We start from the raw sequence: 18205 nt of genomic DNA, 5'->3' as shown, positions 1-18205 counted from the left end.
CCCCCTAGTCGGCGCGCACGGACTTGATCGTGACCTTGGTGGCGGGCGGTCCGTCGTCGGGGCTGCGTCCGCCCGGCGCCACACCGGCCTCGGCGATCTTGTCCAGGGTGGCCAGACCGTCCTGCTGGATCCTGCCGAAGACCGTGTACTGCGGCGGCAGCATCGAGTCCCGGTACACCAGGAAGAACTGGCTGCCGTTGGTGCCCGGCCCGGCATTGGCCATCGCCAGGGTGCCGCGCGGATACGTCACCGGCTGCTGGGCTGCGGGGTCGCCCTTGGCGTACTGGTCGGTGGGGTATTCGTTGTCGAACTCATAGCCCGGGCCGCCGGTGCCGTCGCCGGCCGGGTCGCCGCACTGCAGCACGCTGAGCATCGGCGACGTGGTGAGCCGGTGGCACTGGGTTCCGGAGAAGAAGTCTTTGGCGCCCAGGCTGATGAAACTGTTCACGGTGCAGGGTGATTGGGCATTGTTGAGCATCAAACCGATGGGGCCCTGGTCGGTCATCATCGACACGCTGACCTCGGCGGGCTCGGTCGGAACCTTGCCGGACCGCGGCGGGTCGACCGGTTTGCTGGCCGGCCGCGCCTTGGGGTACTGGCAGTCGGCGCCCAGGGTGGGCGAGGCGGTGAACTTCGGCAGCTGTCCGGGTTCGCCGGGCGAGGCCGCGGCAGAGTCGGCGGCCTCCGAGGTCTCCGACGTCGAGGCGGCGTTGACGTTGCCCGAGTCGCCGTCATCGCGCAGCACCACGAACACCACCCCGGCCAGTAGCGCCACGGCCACCACCGCGCCGGCGATCATCAGGATCCGGCGCTGCTTGCGGTCTGCCTCCGCGCGCTGGCGCACCTGCTCCTCCAGCTTGCGCTTGGCCTGGGCGCGCCGTTCTTCGTTCGTGGACACCGCCGGATTACCTCCCTGGCTCGCGGGTGAGTCGGCTCTACAGTCTGCCAAAGTCTCACCAGCACCGCCCACGTCCACGCCGCAACGGCGCGCAATGGGAAACTGGTCGACGTGTTGGTCACCGGATTCCCCGCCGGAATGCTGGCGTGCAACTGCTACGTCGTGGCGCAGCGGCAAGGCGCCGACGCGATCATCGTCGACCCCGGGCAGCGCGCGATGGCCCGGCTGCGCCACATTCTCGACGAGAATCGGCTGACGCCGTCCGCGGTGCTGCTCACCCACGGCCACATCGACCACATCTGGTCGGCGCAGAAGGTCTCCGACACCTACGGCTGCCCCACCTACGTTCACCCCGAGGACCGATTCATGCTCACCGACCCGCTGCGCTCTCTTGGCACGCTGCCGGGCCAGGCGCTTTTCGGCGTGCTGAGCAAAGTGATGTTCTCCGAGCCCAGACAATTGGTCGAGCTGGATCGCGACGGGGACAAGATCGGCCTGGGCGACACCACCGTCACCGTCGACCACACCCCCGGGCACACCCGCGGTTCCGTCGTCTTCCGGGTCGCAGGCTTCGACACCGAGGTGGTGTTCAGCGGGGACACCCTGTTCCAGAATTCGGTCGGTCGCACCGACCTGCCCGGCGGCAGCGGCCGTGATCTGATGAACTCGATCGTCGACAAGCTGCTCCGCCTCGACGACGACACCGTGGTGCTGCCCGGCCACGGACCCAAGACCACCATCGGCGCTGAGCGCCGGTTCAATCCGTTTCTGGAAGGGCTGAGTGCGTGAGCACCTTTGCCGCGCCCAAGGGGGTGCCCGACTATGTTCCCCCGGCCTCGGCCGGCTTCGTCGCGGTGCGCGACGGTCTGTTGACCGCCGCCCGCCGCGCCGGTTACGGCGACATCGAGCTGCCGATCTTCGAGGACACTGCGCTGTTCGCACGCGGGGTGGGGGAGTCCACCGACGTGGTGTCCAAGGAGATGTACACGTTCGCCGACCGCGGGGACCGTTCGGTGACGCTGCGCCCCGAGGGCACCGCCGGGGTGGTGCGCGCGGTGATCGAGCACGGGCTGGACCGCGGCCAGCTGCCGGTCAAACTGTGTTACTCGGGGCCGTTCTTCCGCTACGAACGTCCGCAGGCCGGCCGGTACCGGCAGCTGCAGCAGGTCGGGGTGGAGGCGATCGGTGTCGATGATCCGGCGCTGGACGCCGAGGTGATCGCGGTGGCCGACGCCGGGTTCCGTTCGCTGGGCCTGGACGGGTTCCGGCTGGAGATCACCTCGCTGGGCGACGACACCTGCCGACCTGCGTACCGAGAATTGTTGCAGCAGTTCCTATTCCGGCTCGACCTCGACGAGGAGACCCGTCGGCGCGCTCAGATCAACCCGTTGCGGGTGCTCGACGACAAACGCCCGCAGGTGCGTGAGATGACCGCCGACGCGCCGGTGATGCTCGATCACCTCTCGGATGCCGCCAAGGCGCATTTCGACACCGTGCTGGCGCACCTGGCCGCGCTGGGCGTGCCGTACGAGGTCAACCCGCGCATGGTGCGCGGCCTGGACTACTACACCAAGACCACCTTCGAGTTCGTGCACGACGGGTTGGGCGCGCAGTCCGGCATCGGCGGCGGGGGACGCTACGACGGGCTGATGAGCCAATTGGGCGGGCAGGACCTGTCCGGGATCGGCTTCGGGCTCGGGGTGGACCGGACCCTGCTGGCGCTGGCCGCCGAGGGCAAGTCGGTGGGGGCGACCACCCGGTGCGACGTGTTCGGGGTGGGGCTGTCCGAGGCGGCCAAGTTGCGGTTGGCGGTCCTGGCCGGCCGGTTGCGCGCCGCCGGGGTGCGGGTCGACCTGGCTTACGGGGATCGCGGCCTCAAGGGCGCGATGCGCGCCGCCGACCGCTCCGGCGCGGTGGTCGCGCTGGTAGCCGGTGACCGCGACCTGGCGGCCGGCACCGTCGGCGTGAAGAACCTGGCCACCGGGGAGCAGGTCGACGTGCCGATCGACGATGTCGTGGCTCAGGTGTTGGTCCGGCTGCCGCGAGATTGAAACCATGCAGGAAAAGTCGGCGAATTCCCTGCATGAGTGCAATTTCGCGGACTTGGTGCCGTCAGCAGTCGGGCGCGCGGTCGCGAGGCCTCCGGTAGCGTTGCGTGGTATGACGACCATGCGAAACGCGACAGTCAGGTTCGGCGCGGTGTTGCTGATGGCCGCCGCCGGGGTGGTGACCGGCCAAGCGACGGCATTCGCGGACCCGGGGGAGACGCCGACGCCGACCCCGACCGAAGCCCCGGCGGCGTCGCCGGCCGAGGGGTCCCCGGCGGAGTCCCCGGCGCCGACCCCGAACGAGAACGCGACGGAACCCTCGGCGGATGCCCCGGCCCCGAAGAAGAGCACGGCCGGCGGTCACGAGGTCACCTACACGATCACCGCCACGAGTGATCTGACCGGCAACATCTCCTACATCAAGACCGACCCGCCGAGCATGGCCGCCTACAACGCCAACTCCTCGGAGTACCTCGAGACCATCCGCGTGCCGATCGGCGGGGGACAGCCGCTGGTCTACACCACCACGCTGGCCGACCCGAGCCAGTGGGCGCTGGTCACCGCCAGCGGCGGGTTGCGCATCAACCCCGAGTTCCACTGCGAGATCGCCGTCGACGGTGAAGTGGTGGTATCCCAGCAGGGCGGCAGCGGCGTGACCTGCTCGACTCGCCCCTGGTAAAGACCGATAGGTCAGCCGGCGAACACGTAGACCCAGGCCTGCGCACCGGAGCGCAGCGGCACCGAAATCCGCCGGTAGGCGTCGACTTCGTAGTCGTCGGCGGCCGCCAGCTCGGCCGTGCTGATCGCGAACACCGTGCCGCTGACGAACGCGTCGGGCGCCGCCGAGGGGCGCAGGATGGGGTGGCGGTCGCTGCCGCTGAGCTCGACCACCTCGGGGTCGGTGATCGTCACGTAGTCCAGGTCATAGCCGATGATCGCGTCGGGCCGACCGTCCAGTTCACGCCCGAAGGTGCTGCGCTGCACCTCGGGTAGCCGCAGGGTGCCGTAGGAGAACAGCAGCTCGGTTTTCACCGCGCGGCGCCGGTCTCATCCGTGGCCACGACGAGGACCTCGGCCGGTTCGCTGCCGACCGCCCGGATGCGATGGCTGATCGAGGCGTCGAAGTAGGCGCTGTCGCCGGCCGCCAACGTCCAGGTCTGATCGCCGTACTCCAGTTCGATCATCCCGGTGTGGACGAAGACGAGCTCCTGGCCGTGATGAAGTGCGTGCAGCGGATGCGCATCCCGCGCGGTGTGCCCGCCAGGCCGTAATACGAACGGGGACATCGATTTTCCCAGCATGCCTGAGGCGACCGGCCGGTAGCGCTGGCGGTCCGTGCTGCGGTCGGCGGCGCGGTCGACGGCGATCTTGTCCTCCTCGCCGCGTTCGGAGAACAGTTGCGCGACATCGACCTCCAGGGCCTGGGCCACCTTGATGGCGGTCGCGATCGATGGTGTGCTGCGGCTGCGTTCGATCTTGGACAGGTAGCTCTTGGTCAACCCGGTCCGCTCGGCGAGGCCCTCGAGGGTGAGCCCCCGCTGTTTGCGGACGGTGCGCAACAGTGCCGTCATGGGATCATGATGACACAAAGTGATGACACAATGTGTCCTATCGTTTAAGGTGGTGTCATTATCGTCTTCCGCTGAGGAGCCCCCATGGGTACCACTTTTCACGATTCCAAGCCCGACCTGATGCAGCGCGCCGAGCGCCGGTTCGCGGAGAATTTCGGGCAAGACGATTGGTCCATCCGCCAGAAACTGGCGTTGACCTGCCGGGTCTTGTCGGACCGCGGCCACGACTCAGGGCTGGCCGGGCAGATCACCGCGCGCGCCGAGGCGCCCGGTACGTACTACACCCAGCGCCTGGGCCTGGGGTTCGACGAGATCACCGAGGACAATCTGCTGCTCGTCGATGAAGACCTCAACGTCCTCGAAGGCGACGGAATGGCCAACCCCGCCAACCGCTTCCACAGCTGGATCTACCGGGCGCGCCCCGACGTGCAGTGCATCGTGCATACCCATCCGTTCCACGTGGCCGCGTTGTCGATGCTGGAGACCCCGCTGATCATCTCGCACATGGACACCACGCCGCTCTATGACGACTGCGCGTTCCTGCCGAGCTGGCCGGGGGTGCCGGTCGGCAACGAGGAGGGCGAGATCATCTCGCAGGCCATCGGCGACAAGAAGGCGATCCTGTTGGCTCACCACGGTCAGATCGTGGCCGGCGCCAGCGTGGAGGAGGCGTGCTCGCTGGCGGTGCTGATCGAACGTGCCGCCGCGCTGCAGCTGGCCGCGATGGCCGCCGGCACCATCAAGGAACTCCCCGAGAAACTGGCCCGCGAAGCCCACGACTGGACCTTGCTGCCCAACCGCAGCGCGGCCAATTTCGCCTACTACGCCCGTCGGGCGCTGGCCGGCCACCCCGACGCGATCAGCCGATAGAAAAGGAGCATTTCGTGGCAGTACAGTTGCGCGGCATCATCGGCTACCCGGTCACGCCGTTTGCCGACGGTGCCGGTATCGACACCGCCGCCTTGACCACCGTCATCGACCGCCTCGTAGAGGCCGGCGTGCACGCCATCGCGCCGTTGGGCAGCACCGGTGAACTGGCCTACCTCAGCGAAGCCGAGTTCGACACCGTGGTCGACACCTCGATCGCGGCGGTCGCCGGACGCCTGCCGGTGCTGGTCGGGGTGTCGGACCTGACCACCGCCACGACGGTGCGCCGGGCCCGGTACGCCGCGCGGGCCGGCGCCGACGCGGTGATGGTCGCGCCGGTGTCGTACTGGAAGCTCTCCGAGCGGGAGATCACCACCCACTATCAGGCGGTCTCCGATGCGGTCGACATCGACATCGTCGCCTACAACAACCCGGCTACCTCCGGGGTGGACATGAGTCCCGAGCTGTTGGTGGGGATGTTCCAAGACATCGAGCACGTCACCATGGTCAAGGAGTCCACCGGGGATCTGACCCGGATGCTGCGTATCGCCAAGCTGTCCGACGGGCACCTGCCGTTCTTCAACGGCAGCAACCCGCTGGTGCTCGACGCGCTGCGCGCCGGGGCCGCCGGCTGGTGCACCGCCGCGCCCAACCTGCGTGCCCAGCCGTGCCTGGACCTCTATACCACCATCACCGCCGGTGAGCTCGACAAGGCGCAGGCGCTCTACGACGACTTGAAGCCGCTGCTGGAGTTCATCGTGGCGGGCGGGCTGCCCACTACGGTCAAGGCCGGTTTGGAGTTGCTCGGTGTACCGGCAGGAGCGCCGCGGCGCCCCCTGCTGCCGCTCGACGAGGCGGGCCGCGCTGAATTGAGCCGGTTACTCGCGCTTTAACCCAGATCGGCTGCGGCGAAGGTGTCGCACTGGTTGGGGTCGCCGGTCTGGTAGCCGACGGTGAACCAGTGCTGACGCTGCGCCGACGCGCCGTGAGTCCAGGACTCCGGGTTGACGTGACCGGTGGCGGCCTGCTGAATGCGGTCGTCGCCCACCGACGCCGCCGCAGACAGCGCGTCGCGGATGTCGTCGTCGGTCAAGGGTTTGAGGAACGGCACTCCGGTGCTCTGCTGCTTGGTCACCGATGCGTAGTGCGCCCACACCCCGGCGTAGCAGTCGGCCTGCAGTTCGGTGCGCACCCCCGCGCCGGTGGCGCCCTGCGCGCCGTGCTGAGCCCGGCCGAGCACGCCGCGCAGGTTCTGCACGTGGTGGCCGAACTCGTGGGCCACTACATACTCCTGTGCCAGCGGCCCGCTGCTTGAGCCGAACTGGTCGACGAGCACCTGGAAGAAGTCGGTGTCGAAGTAGGCGGTCTGGTCGGCGGGGCAGTAGAACGGCCCGACGGCGCTGCTGGCGGCCCCGCATCCGGTGTTGGTCTGCCCGGTGAAGAGTTGCACCTGCGGGCGGCTGTAGCCGGGCATCAGCTCCGACCACACCGCGTCGAAGGAGTTCGCGGTGGCCACCACCCGGCACTGCACGTATTTCTTGGCGTCCGCACCGGTGCGGCACTTGTTCAGGTCGAAGCCCGGCGCCGAGTACTGCCCGCGGTCCACCGGCTGCTGGCTGAGCACATCACCGGGGTCGGCCCCCAAGAGCAGCGCCACCACCAGAATCACCAACCCGGTGATACCGCCGCCGATCGCGATACCACGGCCGGCCCCGCCGGATGAGGTGGTGCTGGTATCGATCTGGATACCTTCGTTGAAGGTCATCGCACGCTCCGTCGGATTTCCGTAGTTTCACTGGTGGCCGGCCGCCCGGCCTATGAGTCCCCTTAGCTTCGCACAACCGCACCGGCCAGCCGGGCTGGTTGCCGGCGGCGGCGAGCGGTTGACCATGACAAATCCAGGCGCCGGCTAAGTGAAGACAACTTTGTCTGACCAGTTCCCAAACCTTTACTGAATGTTTGTCGCGGTGCTGTACGGGGTGGAGATACCGGTGTTACGTTCTGCTTCCGGCTGTAGAGGGACCAGCACCCTCAACGGCCGCTACAGCTATCTGGAGAGGTTGCCTGCTCGGTGAACACGTCAGCTCATCGTCGCGCCCCGATACGGCGCCTCGGGTTGAGCCGTCGGATCGCACCGGCAACCGAATCCTTTATCAGACCGTTATTACAGGAGTCGGCTAGAGTGACGTGCGTCAACTCGTGACCCAGCCTTCTATCGCGTAACACCACATCGCTTCAGGTCCAGGAGGAAAGATGGCATTCGTAACCGCTCAGCCGGAGGTTCTGACGGCGGCTGCGGGCAGCCTGTCGGGAATCGGTGACTCTATGACCGCGGGAATGGCTGCCGCGGCAGCTCCCACCACCGGAGTGATCCCCCCTGCGGCCGACATGGTGTCGGCGTTGACTGCTGCCCAATTCGCCACCCACGCCCAGCTGTTCCAGCAGGTCAGCGCCCAGGCTGCGGCGGTTCACCAGCAAATCGTGGCCACCCTGAGCGGGAACTCGAACGCCTACGCCCTCACTGAGGCTGCCAACGCCGCTGCGGCCGGCTGAGTCGGGGCGCGTCCATGAGCTTCAGTGTGTTCCCGCCGGAGATCAACTCCGGCTTGATATATACCGGGCCCGGCTCGGCGCCCCTGCTCGAGGCGGCGGCGGCCTGGACGAACCTGGCAGCCGAACTCTCGACATCGGCGACGGCGACGCACTCGGTGATCACCAACCTCGGCTCGACCTGGACCGGGATGGGATCCGCGGCGGCGACGTCTTCGGTCACGCCCTATGTGGCCTGGCTGGAGCAGGCGTCCGCCAACGCCACCCAGAACGCGGCTTTGGCCACCCAGGCGGCCGCGCTGTTCGAGGCGGCCAGGTCAGCGTCGGTGCCGCCGCCGGTGATCGCGGCGAACCGGGCGATGCTGCTGGCGTTGATCTCGACCAATTTCTTCGGGCAGAACACCCCCGCCATCGCCGCAACCGAGGCCCAATATGAGGCGATGTGGGCGCAGGACGGTGCCGCGATGGACACTTACAATGCGTCGGCGCAGGCCAACAACAATCTGATGCAGGCCCAGACGGCGCCGCCGAACTCCGCTCAGGCGACGCAGCCGGGCTCGGCCGCGGACAGCAGCGGAGCCCCGATCCCCGGCAGCCCCGACGGCGGGACCGTCAACCCGGGGTACAACCTGTCGACCATCGGCGGGATCTTGAACACCCTTGGCATCCCCGACACCGCGCTCTCGGGTGTCGACCCGACCCTGCTGGCCACGCCGATCAACACGCTGACGTCGCCGATGACGATGGGTACGTCGTTCGGCATGATGGCGATGCGCATGCTGATGATGCTGCCGCAGCTGGCCCGGATGGGTGCGATCGGCGGAACGAGTGCCCTGGCCGGACAGTCCGCCGGGGCCACCGGCGCCGGCACCTTGATGACCCAGATCGGCGACTTCGTCAACGACAAGCTGCAGGGCGCCGTCGGCGTGCTGGCCGGACACTTCAGCTCTGCCACCAACGCGATCTCCGCCAAGCTCGGGCAGGCCGCCTCGATGGGCGCGCTGAAGGTGCCGCAGGCCTGGTCGATGGCCGCCGACGGCATGGTCCGTGCCGCCCCGGTGCTGCCGTCCACCACGGTCAGCGCCCCCATTCAGACCATGTCGGCGTCATCGGGACTCCCCGGTGGCCCGTTCGGCAACGCGCTGATGGGCGCCATGGCCGGACGCGGACTCGGCGCGGTCGCCGCCAAGGCCCCCAAAGTGATGCCCCGTTCGCCGGCCGGCGGGTAACGGAAGGGGCCTGATCAGACGTGTCCGCCGGGCCGCCGCCCGGCACCACAACGAATTCCGAGCAAGAAGGAGAGATTTTCATGGCAACTCGTTTTATGACTGATCCGGACGCGATGCGTGCGATGGCGGGGCGTTTTGATGTGCACGCCCAGACGGTTGAGGATGAGGCCCGGCGGATGTGGGCGTCGTCGACGAATATTTCCGGGGCGGGCTGGGGTGGTTTGGCCGAGCGGACCTCGATGGACACCATGGGTCAGATGCAGACGGCGTTTCGCAACATTGTGACGATGCTGCACGGTGTGCGTGATGGGTTGATCCGTGACGCTAACCACTACGAGCAGCAGGAAGCTGCTTCCCAGCAGATTCTGTCGAGCTAGCACGGTCAGAAGGAGAATCTCAGATGAGCATCAATTACCAGTTCGGTGACGTCGACGCCCACGGTGCGTTGATTCGGGCGCAGGCGGCGTCGTTGGAGGCTGAGCATCAGGCGATCGTGCATGATGTGCTGGCTGCCGGGGATTTCTGGGGTGGCGCGGGTTCGGTGGCGTGCCAGGAGTTCGTGACGCAGCTTGGGCGCAACTTCGCGGTGATCTATGAGCAGGCCAACGCCCACGGTCAGAAGGTGCAGACCGCCGGCAACAACATGGCCAACACCGACGCCTCCGTCGGCTCCAGCTGGGCCTGACCAACCCGCAACCCGCAGCGCGGCAGCACACCGATCCACCGGTGTGCTGCCGCGTGTTGCAATTGGTGGGGTGGTGGCAGGCGTAGCCCTACCGCTGCGTGATCCAATAGCCAAGTACATCGGCAAGGTAGAGGAGGGTAGTGATGGACCCGAGCACGCGCACCGACATCACCGTCAACGTCGAGGGATTCTGGATGTTGCAGGCGCTGCTGGACATCCGCCATGTCGCGCCCGAGTTGCGTTGCCGACCTTATGTTTCCACCGATTCGAACGACTGGCTGTCGGAACATCCCGGCATGGCCGTCATGCGCGAGCAGGGCATCGTCGTCGACGACGAGGTCAACGAGGTGGTCGCGGCCCGGATGCGGGTGCTCGCCGCGCCCGACCTCGAGGTGGTCGCCCTGCTGTCGCTGGGCAAATTGCGCTACGGCGTCATCGATGACGAGGATCAGCCGCCGGGCACCCGCGACATCCCCGACAACGAGTTCCGGGTGCTGCTGGCACGGCGCGGGGAACACTGGGTGTCGGCGGTGCGGGTCGGCACCGACATCACCGTCGATGACGTCTCGGTGACCGACGCCGCCTCGATCGCCGCGCTGGTGATCGACGGCATGGAATCCATCCACCACGCCGACCCGGCCCAGATCACCGCGGTCAACGTGCCGATGGAGGAGATGCTGGAGGCCACCCAGAGCTGGCAGGACTCCGGCTTCAACATCTTCACCGGGGGAGACCTGCGCCGGATGGGCATCAGCGCCGCGACCGTCGCGGCCCTGGGCCAGGCGCTGTCGGAGCCCGCCGCCGAAGCCGCGGTCTACGCCCGGCAATACCGCGATGACGCCAAAGGCCCCAGCGCCTCGGTGCTGTCGATCAAAGACGGGTCCGGCGGCCGGATCGCGCTGTATCAGCAAGCGCGCACCGCTGGATCCGGCGAAGCGTGGCTGGCGATCTGCCCGGCCACCCCGCAGCTGGTCCAGGTGGGCGTCAAGACCGTCTTGGACACCCTGCCCTACGGCGCGTGGAAAACGCATCGACGGGTCTAGCGGACCGCCGGGGTTGGCGCAGGCCGAAATGTCGTGTGACGCACCGGGAAATTGGGCGGTAAACGCGAATCGTGCGAATAACATGCATTGCCTTTAGAATTAGAAAGACTTTGAAATGACAAATTGCGAGGCGGCAGCTATGGCTTCTACCGGGTCAGTATTCGTCGATCAGGCGGTGCGGTCATGACCACGGCGATCGAGTCGGCGCAGCCGGGCGGCGAAGTCGCCCCGTCGGCGCCCCGGGCCGTGGTGGTCGGAATCATGGCCGGTGAGGGTGTCCAGATCGGGACGCTGCTGGACGCCGACGCGCCGGTGTCGGTGATGCTGGACCCCTTGCTCAAGGTGATCAACGGCCGGCTCGCCGAACTCGATGAGCCGACCCTGCAGGCCGAAGGGCGCGGCCGCTGGGTGTTGTGCCTGGTCGACGGCACGGCGCTGCGGCCGAACCAGTCGCTCACCGAACAGGACGTCTACGACGGGGACCGGTTGTGGCTGCGGTTCATCGAGGACCGGGAGCGGCGCTCGCCGGTCATCGAGCACATCTCCACCGCGGTCGCGGTGAACCTGGCCAAGCGGTTCGCCCCGGTCGATGCGGCCACCGCGGTGCGGGTCGGGGTATCGACCCTGGCGATCGGTGTGCTGCTGGCGACCGGGCTGCTCGCCGCCTGGCGCTATCAGCACGACACCTGGCTGGCGGCCGGGTTCAGCGCGGGATTGGCGCTGCTGGTGCTGATCGCCGCCGCGCTGATCCTGATGCAGGCCCGCAACGCGTCCGACCGGCGCGTCGGTGACATCCTGCTGGCCAGCGGGCTGGTGCCGCTGGTGGTGGCCGCCGCGGCGGCGGTGCCCGGCTCGGTGGGTGCCGCGCAGGCGGCGCTGGGCTTCGGTGTCGCCGGCATCGGCGCGCTGTCGGTCATCCGGCTCACCGGACGGCAGTTGTCGGCCTACACCGCCGTCGCCGTCATCAGCGTGGCAGTGATGGTCGCCGGGGTGCTGCGGATGCTGTTCGTGACCGGTGCGGTAACGCTGATGGCGTGCGTGTACCTGGCCTGTGTGCTCGCCTACCAGGGCGCTCCGTCGCTGTCGCGGTGGCTGGCCGGCCTGCGGCTGCCGGTCTTCCCGTCGGCGACCAGCCGCTGGGTGTTCGAGGCCCGTCCTGACCTGCCCACCACGGTGGTGACCACTCCGGGCAGCCCGCCGTCTCTGGAGGGGCCGGAGTCGGTGCGCGAGGTGGTGCTGCGCGCCGAACGGGCCCGGTCGTTCCTGACCGGCCTGCTGTCCGGGCTGGGTGTGCTGATCGCGGTATGCGTCACCGGTTTGAGCGACCCCCACTCGGACCGGTCGTGGCTGCCCGTGCTGCTGGCCGGACTGACAGCCGGATTCCTGGTCTTGCGTGGCCGATCCTTCCGGGACCGTTGGCAGGCGGTCACGGTGACCCTGACCGGTCTGGTGATCGTCGCGGCGGTGGTGGTGCGCTTCGTGGTGGTGTTGTGGACGCCCACCACCCTGGTGGTCGGCGCGGCGCTGCTGGTGCTGATCCCGATGTTCGGCCTGTTGTCCGCCGTGATCGTGCCCAACACCATTTACAGCCCGCTGTTCCGCAAGTTCGTGGAGTGGATCGAATATCTGTGCCTGATGCCGTTGTTCCCGCTGGCGCTGTGGTTGATGAATACCTATGAAGCCATCCGGTACCGGTAGGGGCGTGCGTCGGCTGCAACGCACCGCGGCCGCCGGCGCCGCGATGATCATGATGACGAGTGGCTCGCTGGCCGGTATGCCGGTCGCCGGGGCTATCGAACCACCGGCAATCGATCCGGCCGCGCTGCCGCCCGACGGCCCTCCCGGGCCGCCGCAGACCATGCGGCAGACCTCGTACTGCACCGAGGTGGGCGTTCTGCCGAACACCGACTTCCGGGTGCAGCCGGCCTACATGGACATGCTCAACCTGCCCGAGGCGTGGAAGTTCGGTCGTGGGGGCGGTGTGACCGTCGCGGTCATCGACACCGGAGTGACGCCGCACCCGCGGCTGCCGAACCTGATCGGTGGCGGCGACTACGTGATGGCCGGCGGTGACGGACTGTCCGACTGCGACGCCCACGGCACCCTGGTGGCCTCGCTCATCGCCGCGATGCCCGACAACGGGGTGACTCCGCTGCCGCCGCCGCGCCAGACCCGCCGTCCACCGTCGGTTCCCACCAACGAACCTCCACCACCGACGCCGGCGCCGCAGACGACGATCGTGGTGATGCCGCCGCCGGCACCGCCGCCTGCGCCACCACCGGCCGAAGGCGAAGAGCCGGCCAACGGGCCCGCCGCGCCGGGGCCGGCTCCGGCACCCGCTCCGGCGCCGGCTCCCGCACCGGCGCCAGGCCCGGCTCCGGGTCCGGCGCCCGGCCCGGGCAACGGTGCGGCCAACGGCGCGGCGTCGGCCCACACCGGCGACGGTGCTGCGGCTGGCATCGCGCGATCGGCCGGGTTCTCCGGACGGTCACGGGTGGCTCCGGTCGACTTCCGTGCACCGAGCGCCCCGCCACCACCGGGAGCGGCTCCCGATGCGTTCAGTGGGATCGCCCCCGATGTGCAGCTGATCTCGATTCGGCAGTACAGCGCGGCCTTCGGGCCCAAGGAGCCGTTCGGCGACGGACAGGACCCGCAGTTGCGGGAGAAGACCGACGGACTGCGCACCATGGCGCGGGCGATCGTGCACGCTGCCAACATGGGCGCGCAGGTCATCAACATCTCCCAGGCCATCTGCATGAACGTGCGGACCATGCTCGATCAAGCCGATCTGGGTGCGGCGGTGCGCTACGCCGCGGTCGAGAAGAACGTGGTGATCGTTGCGGCCGCCGGCGACACGAGTTGGCGGGACTGCAAGCAGAACCCGAGCTACAACGCGATGCGGCCCGACGACCCGCGCGACTGGAACGGCGTCAACACCGTGGTGACCCCGGCGTGGTACGACGAGTACGTGTTGACGGTCGGTGCGGTGGATTCGGCGGGTGCGCCGCTGACCAAATCGAGTGTGGCCGGGCCGTGGGTGTCGATCGCCGCACCGGGCACCGACATCGAAGGTCTTTCACCCCGCGACGACGGACTGATGAACGCGGTCGACGGACCGGAGAACTCGCTGCTGGTTCCGTCGGGCACCAGTTTCTCGACGGCGATCGTGTCGGGTGTGGCGGCCCTGGTGCGGGCCAAATACCCGGAACTGACGTCGCATCAGGTGATCAACCGGCTGATCCGTACGGCACGCCCGCCCGCCCGCGGGGTCGATAATGTGGTCGGTTACGGCATCGTCGACCCGGTGGCGGCGCTGACCTGGGATGTCCCCGACGGTCCGGTTCAACCGCCGGAACGGCTGTCGGCGCCCCTGCAGGTGCCGCCGATGCCGCCGGAACGCGACATGACACCGGCGTGGGTCGCCGGCGCCGGGCTGTTGGCGGCGCTCGCGGCAGCCGGTGTGGCACTGGGAGTGGCAGCATTGCGACGATCACGTAGGAACCGATGAAGGCACAGCACGCATTAGGTCTGAACCTGTCGTGGACGCGGGTGACCACGGTCTTTCTGGTCGACGTCGGGATCCTGGTCCTCGCCGGCCGTTGGCCCGGTGACCCGCAGGCCGCCGACTACGTCTGGTGGTCGGGTGTCGGCGTTGCGGTGCTGGTTGCACTCATCGCGCTTGTCACCTACCGGCAGGTGCCGATCAGCACGATGTGGGCGGCCTGGGTGGGCGACCAGTTCGCCGACCCCGAGTCGGCACTGAGCCGCGGCCGGACTCCCGCGGTCGATCATCACCGACGCTTCGGCCGCGAGCCGATCGGCATGCGCGAACACCAGGGCCGACTGGTCACGGTGATCGCCGTGGGCGGGCGTGCGGTACAGGCGACCGGCCGGCACGGACGGGGCTCGGAGCCGGTGACGCTGCCGGTGGAGCGCCTCGCTGCCGGGCTTCGCCAGTTCGACGTGCGCCTGGACAGCATCGACATCGTCACGGTGGGAACCCGCAGCGCCCCCCGCGACTCCGACGAGGTCGACTTCGAAGAAACCCCGTCCATGCCTGACCACCGGCAGACCTGGCTGGTGCTGCGGATGGACCCCCAGCACAACGTCAACGCGGTGGCGGCGCGCGACTCGCTGGCCTCCACGCTGGCGGCGGCCACCGAGCGGTTGGCCGAGGAGATCGACGGGCGCCGGCTCAGCGCCCGGCCGCTGCGCGCCGACGAATTCGACGCGGTCGACGATGCCGTCCTGGCGGGCCTGGAGGTCGGGCAGCTTCGGCACCGACTGTTCCGGGCACGGCCGGAAGGCCACGTCACCAACTTCTGGGTTTCGCCGGACGACATCTCCGCGGAGAACCTGGAGCATCTCTGGTATCCCGAGACCGATGCGACCGTGGTAACGGTGCGGCTCGCCCCCGGCGGCGGCCGGACGACCGCCGTCTCGGTGCTGGTGCGGTATCACAGCGCCGCGCAGCTGAGCCGGAACGTGCGGGCCGCGCTGAACCGATTCGTGGGCCGGCGTCAGCTGGCGGCGGTCTGCGCCAGCCTCCCGGCGCCGACGGCGCTTCCGCGTATGGCGGTGCCTGGCCGGCACCTGCAGGACGGCGACGACCTGGCGGTGTCGGTCGACGCCGTGCCGGAGTACGAAGCTGCTCCCGCGCCCGGGACACGGTCGTGACCGGCCCCCAATCCGCCACGACCGACGCACGCAACGCGATGGTCGCCGGCATGCTGGCATCCGGGATCTCGGTCAACGGGTTGCAGCCCAGCCACAACCCGCAGGTCGCCCTGCAGATGTTCACCACCGCCACCACCATCGACCCGAGCATGTGCGATGCCTGGCTGGCCCGGGTGCTTGCCGGCGACTCCGACCTCGAGGTGTTGGCCAACGCCTGGGCGACGATCCGCACCTTCGGTTGGGAGACCCGGCGACTGGGCTTGTCGGACTTGGAATTCCATCCCGAGGTCTCCGACGGGATGTTCCTGCGGCTGCGGGTCACCAGTGTGGAGTCGCTGGCCGCCGCCTATGCCGCGGCGCTGGCGGAGGCCAAGCGCTACGAGGAGGCGGCAAAGCTGCTCGACGGTATCGAGCCGCGAAACCCCTTCGAGACCGAGCTGGTCAGCTATGTGCGCGGCCTGCTGTACTTCCGGACCGGCCGCTGGCCGGACGTGCTGAAGCAGTTCCCGGCCGCGGCACCGTGGCGCCAGCCTGAGCTCAAGGCGGCGGCCGCGGCGATGGCCACCACGGCGCTGGCCTCGCTGGGGGTGTTCGAGGAGGCGACGCGGCGGGCTCAGGAGGCCATCGAGGGCGACCGGGTGCCCGGCGCCACCAATGTCGCGCTCTATACGCAGGGCATGTGTCTGCGTCACCTTGGCCGGGAGGACGAGGCCGCCGAGCTGCTGCGCCGGGTCTATTCGCGGGACGCGAAGTTCGCGCCGGCCCGTGAGGCGCTGGACAACCCGGACTACCGGCTGATTCTGACCGACCCCGAAACCATCGAGGCCCGCACGGACCCGTGGGACCCCAACAGCGCGCCGACGCGGGAGCAAGCCGAAGCGCACCGGCATGCCGAAGAGGCGGCCAGATACCTGGCCGAAGGCGATGCGGAGCTGGCCGCCATGCTCGGCATGGAGCAGGCCAAGCGGGAGATCAAGCTGATCAAGGCCACCACCAAGGTGAACCTGGCCCGGGCCAAGATGGGCTTGCCGGTACCGGTGACTTCGCGGCACACCCTGCTGCTCGGCCCGCCCGGTACCGGCAAGACGTCGGTCGCGCGCGCTTTCACCAAGCAGTTGTGCGGCCTGACGGTGCTGCGCAAACCGCTGGTGGTGGAGACCAACCGTTCCAAGCTGCTGGGCCGCTACATGGCCGATGCGGAGAAGAACACCGAGGAACTGCTCGAGGGGGCGCTCGGCGGCGCGGTGTTCTTCGATGAGATGCACACCCTGCATGAGCGCGGCTACAGCCAGGGCGACGCCTACGGCAACGCGATCATCAACACGCTGCTGCTCTACATGGAGAACCACCGCGACGAACTGGTGGTGTTCGGTGCCGGCTACGCCAACGCCATGGAGAAGATGCTCGAGGTGAACCAGGGCCTGCGCCGACGGTTCTCCACCGTGATCGAGTTCTACAGCTACACGCCGCCGGAACTGCTGGAACTGACCAAGATGATGGGCGCGGAGAACGAGGACGTGGTCAGCGACGAAGCTGTCGAGGGGCTGCTGCCGTCCTACACCAAGTTCTACAACGACGAGAACTACTCCGAAGACGGCGATCTGATCCGCGGTATCGATGTGCTGGGCAACGCGGGATTCGTCCGCAACGTGGTGGAGAAGGCCCGAGACCATCGCAGCTTCCGGCTCGACGACTCCGAACTCGACGCGGTGCTGTCCGGCGACGTCACCGAATTCACCGACGAATGGCTGCACAAATTCAAGGAATTGACCCGCGAGGACCTTGCCGAAGGGCTCAGCGCGGCCGTGGCCGAGAAGAAGCCGTCCTGACCCGACAGCGTCCCGCCAGCCGATTCACAGTGCCGCGACCGCGCGCCCGGGTTGACGCTTGCTGATACCGGTGCCACCATTGCGCAGGTAGGGGGCCGGTACTTCACTCCAGCCCCATCGATTCGCGGTGGCGCAAGGAGGTGACGGCGAGACTTGTATCCCGGTAATTGTGCCTATCGACTGAGATCGGCGAATGTTTCGTTCCGATCCGGCTTCGGCGCCGTTTCTGAATTCTAAGATCGCGTTGTGTTGGGCCCGTTCCGGTATGACGGTTTACCGTCGTAGCCGGCTACCTGCTCGACGCGCCCGGTGATCGCCGGTCGCTCGCCGGCCGGCACCTTCAAAGGAGGGCCCCATGACATTTGTGAACACCCAACCCGAGGCGCTGAACGCGGCCGCGGGCAACCTGGCCGCCATCGGCTCGGCGCTGAGTGCTCAAAACGCCGCCGCGGCGGCACCGACCACGGGTGTGGTTCCGGCTGCAGCGGACGAGGTTTCGGCGCTGACAGCGGCCCAGTTCGCCGCGCACGCCAGCATGTACCAGTCGATCAGCGCTCAGGCGGAGGCCATCCACGAGGCCTTCGTTGCGACGTTGAACACCAGCGCGAATTCGTACGCGGCGACCGAGGCGGCCAACGCCGCGTCGGCCGGGTAATTCCGCTTCAGCTGCGTCACAATAACTTTCACGAACCGAACGAACCAAGGAGAGATTTCCATGACTGCTCGTTTTATGACTGATCCGGACGCGATGCGTGCGATGGCGGGGCGTTTTGATGTGCACGCCCAGACGGTTGAGGATGAGGCCCGG

The 18205-nt window shown here is 68.2% G+C and carries 19 protein-coding genes and 1 pseudogene; 16 read left to right on the top strand and 4 right to left on the bottom strand.

The annotated features are described in order from the left end of the window. Nucleotides 1–4 precede the first annotated feature (4 nt). Nucleotides 5–898: a peptidylprolyl isomerase gene (locus BST28_RS14770; protein ID WP_083081631.1), complete on the bottom strand. Its 894-nt coding sequence runs from the start codon at nucleotides 896–898 to the stop codon at nucleotides 5–7. A 111-nt stretch (nucleotides 899–1009) separates the two neighbouring features. On the opposite strand from BST28_RS14770, the gene BST28_RS14765 reads away from it, so the two are divergent. The 3 genes from BST28_RS14765 (at nucleotide 1010) to BST28_RS14755 (ending at nucleotide 3625) form a co-directional block, all read left to right on the top strand. Then, entirely contained in the window at nucleotides 1010–1687 is a 678-nt protein-coding gene (locus BST28_RS14765) for an MBL fold metallo-hydrolase (protein ID WP_083081629.1), read from the top strand. Continuing rightward, nucleotides 1684–2949 carry a histidine--tRNA ligase gene (hisS, locus tag BST28_RS14760; RefSeq protein WP_083081627.1) on the top strand — a complete coding sequence of 422 codons (1266 nt, stop codon included), beginning with the start codon at nucleotides 1684–1686 and terminating at the stop codon, nucleotides 2947–2949. Before BST28_RS14765 ends, hisS begins: the two co-directional genes overlap by 4 nt. A gap of 109 nt (nucleotides 2950–3058) precedes the next feature. After that, nucleotides 3059–3625, top strand: a complete 567-nt coding sequence (locus BST28_RS14755; protein WP_083081625.1) for an Rv2576c family protein — start codon at nucleotides 3059–3061, stop codon at nucleotides 3623–3625. A gap of 11 nt (nucleotides 3626–3636) precedes the next feature. Here BST28_RS14755 and BST28_RS14750 read toward each other — a convergent pair whose 3' ends face one another. Together BST28_RS14750 and BST28_RS14745 are read right to left on the bottom strand one after the other, a co-directional pair. Beyond that, on the bottom strand, nucleotides 3637–3978 hold the full coding sequence (locus BST28_RS14750; protein ID WP_083081623.1) for a gamma-glutamylcyclotransferase family protein: 342 nt from the start codon (nucleotides 3976–3978) through the stop codon (nucleotides 3637–3639). Continuing rightward, on the bottom strand, nucleotides 3975–4517 hold the full coding sequence (locus BST28_RS14745) for a helix-turn-helix domain-containing protein (RefSeq protein WP_083081621.1): 543 nt from the start codon (nucleotides 4515–4517) through the stop codon (nucleotides 3975–3977). The genes BST28_RS14750 and BST28_RS14745 overlap by 4 nt, the downstream gene beginning before the upstream one ends. Before the next feature lie 84 nt (nucleotides 4518–4601). On the opposite strand from BST28_RS14745, the gene BST28_RS14740 reads away from it, so the two are divergent. Further along, nucleotides 4602–5387 carry an aldolase gene (locus BST28_RS14740; protein WP_083081619.1) on the top strand — a complete coding sequence of 262 codons (786 nt, stop codon included), beginning with the start codon at nucleotides 4602–4604 and terminating at the stop codon, nucleotides 5385–5387. Nucleotides 5388–5401: 14 nt separating this feature from the next. Next, complete coding sequence (locus BST28_RS14735; protein ID WP_083081617.1) at nucleotides 5402–6277, top strand: dihydrodipicolinate synthase family protein; 876 nt, start codon at nucleotides 5402–5404, stop codon at nucleotides 6275–6277. Here the strand turns inward: BST28_RS14735 and ypfJ are convergent. Beyond that, a complete protein-coding gene (ypfJ, locus tag BST28_RS14730) occupies nucleotides 6274–7149 on the bottom strand; it encodes a KPN_02809 family neutral zinc metallopeptidase (protein ID WP_019736770.1) in 876 nt (291 codons plus the stop codon). The genes BST28_RS14735 and ypfJ overlap by 4 nt on opposite strands. A 488-nt stretch (nucleotides 7150–7637) precedes the next feature. Here ypfJ and BST28_RS14725 point away from each other — a divergent pair, with 488 nt between their 5' ends. From BST28_RS14725 to BST28_RS14675, 11 genes and pseudogenes are all read left to right on the top strand, one after another. Further along, nucleotides 7638–7937, top strand: coding sequence for a PE family protein (locus BST28_RS14725; RefSeq protein ID WP_019736769.1), 300 nt, complete (start codon nucleotides 7638–7640; stop codon nucleotides 7935–7937). 14 nt (nucleotides 7938–7951) lie between these two features. Then, a complete protein-coding gene (locus tag BST28_RS14720; protein ID WP_065288415.1) occupies nucleotides 7952–9163 on the top strand; it encodes a PPE family protein in 1212 nt (403 codons plus the stop codon). Nucleotides 9164–9243: 80 nt separating this feature from the next. Beyond that, a complete protein-coding gene (locus tag BST28_RS14715; protein WP_083081615.1) occupies nucleotides 9244–9540 on the top strand; it encodes a WXG100 family type VII secretion target in 297 nt (98 codons plus the stop codon). Between the two features lie 23 nt (nucleotides 9541–9563). Further along, complete coding sequence (locus BST28_RS14710) at nucleotides 9564–9848, top strand: WXG100 family type VII secretion target (RefSeq protein WP_083081613.1); 285 nt, start codon at nucleotides 9564–9566, stop codon at nucleotides 9846–9848. A 143-nt stretch (nucleotides 9849–9991) separates the two neighbouring features. Continuing rightward, the gene (locus BST28_RS14705) at nucleotides 9992–10891 is read left to right on the top strand and encodes an ESX secretion-associated protein EspG (protein WP_019736673.1); all 900 of its coding nucleotides are present in this window, start codon (nucleotides 9992–9994) and stop codon (nucleotides 10889–10891) included. A 183-nt stretch (nucleotides 10892–11074) separates the two neighbouring features. Next, nucleotides 11075–12589 carry a type VII secretion integral membrane protein EccD gene (gene eccD / locus BST28_RS14700; protein ID WP_019736674.1) on the top strand — a complete coding sequence of 505 codons (1515 nt, stop codon included), beginning with the start codon at nucleotides 11075–11077 and terminating at the stop codon, nucleotides 12587–12589. Next, nucleotides 12567–14399, top strand: a complete 1833-nt coding sequence (gene mycP, locus BST28_RS14695) for a type VII secretion-associated serine protease mycosin (protein ID WP_065289706.1) — start codon at nucleotides 12567–12569, stop codon at nucleotides 14397–14399. Before eccD ends, mycP begins: the two co-directional genes overlap by 23 nt. After that, nucleotides 14396–15568: a type VII secretion protein EccE gene (eccE, locus tag BST28_RS14690; RefSeq protein WP_065289707.1), complete on the top strand. Its 1173-nt coding sequence runs from the start codon at nucleotides 14396–14398 to the stop codon at nucleotides 15566–15568. The genes mycP and eccE overlap by 4 nt, the downstream gene beginning before the upstream one ends. After that, nucleotides 15565–17397, top strand: coding sequence for a type VII secretion AAA-ATPase EccA (eccA, locus tag BST28_RS14685; protein WP_065289708.1), 1833 nt, complete (start codon nucleotides 15565–15567; stop codon nucleotides 17395–17397). Before eccE ends, eccA begins: the two co-directional genes overlap by 4 nt. 355 nt (nucleotides 17398–17752) lie before the next feature. Continuing rightward, nucleotides 17753–18052, top strand: a complete 300-nt coding sequence (locus BST28_RS14680) for a PE family protein (RefSeq protein ID WP_019736859.1) — start codon at nucleotides 17753–17755, stop codon at nucleotides 18050–18052. A 60-nt stretch (nucleotides 18053–18112) separates the two neighbouring features. Next, nucleotides 18113–18205 (top strand): annotated as a pseudogene (locus BST28_RS14675) (WXG100 family type VII secretion target); the annotation flags it as partial.

This window comes from Mycolicibacter kumamotonensis (assembly GCF_002086285.1).
In the GTDB taxonomy this organism is placed as follows: Bacteria; Actinomycetota; Actinomycetes; order Mycobacteriales; family Mycobacteriaceae; genus Mycobacterium; species Mycobacterium kumamotonense.
Note: the sequence above shows the minus strand (reverse complement) of the source record. Positions and strands in the feature narration are given on the sequence as shown.

Bases quoted from the DNA above. Each gene is read 5' to 3' on its own strand.
- BST28_RS14755 (WP_083081625.1), top strand. From the start codon at position 3,059: ATGACGACCATGCGAAACGCGACAGTCAGGTTCGGCGCGGTGTTGCTG.
- BST28_RS14745 (WP_083081621.1), bottom strand. From the start codon at position 4,517: ATGACGGCACTGTTGCGCACCGTCCGCAAACAGCGGGGGCTCACCCTC.
- BST28_RS14740 (WP_083081619.1), top strand. From the start codon at position 4,602: ATGGGTACCACTTTTCACGATTCCAAGCCCGACCTGATGCAGCGCGCC.
- ypfJ (WP_019736770.1), bottom strand. From the start codon at position 7,149: ATGACCTTCAACGAAGGTATCCAGATCGATACCAGCACCACCTCATCC.
- BST28_RS14725 (WP_019736769.1), top strand. From the start codon at position 7,638: ATGGCATTCGTAACCGCTCAGCCGGAGGTTCTGACGGCGGCTGCGGGC.
- BST28_RS14720 (WP_065288415.1), top strand. From the start codon at position 7,952: ATGAGCTTCAGTGTGTTCCCGCCGGAGATCAACTCCGGCTTGATATAT.
- BST28_RS14715 (WP_083081615.1), top strand. From the start codon at position 9,244: ATGGCAACTCGTTTTATGACTGATCCGGACGCGATGCGTGCGATGGCG.
- BST28_RS14710 (WP_083081613.1), top strand. From the start codon at position 9,564: ATGAGCATCAATTACCAGTTCGGTGACGTCGACGCCCACGGTGCGTTG.
- BST28_RS14705 (WP_019736673.1), top strand. From the start codon at position 9,992: ATGGACCCGAGCACGCGCACCGACATCACCGTCAACGTCGAGGGATTC.
- eccD (WP_019736674.1), top strand. From the start codon at position 11,075: ATGACCACGGCGATCGAGTCGGCGCAGCCGGGCGGCGAAGTCGCCCCG.
- mycP (WP_065289706.1), top strand. From the start codon at position 12,567: ATGAAGCCATCCGGTACCGGTAGGGGCGTGCGTCGGCTGCAACGCACC.
- eccE (WP_065289707.1), top strand. From the start codon at position 14,396: ATGAAGGCACAGCACGCATTAGGTCTGAACCTGTCGTGGACGCGGGTG.
- BST28_RS14680 (WP_019736859.1), top strand. From the start codon at position 17,753: ATGACATTTGTGAACACCCAACCCGAGGCGCTGAACGCGGCCGCGGGC.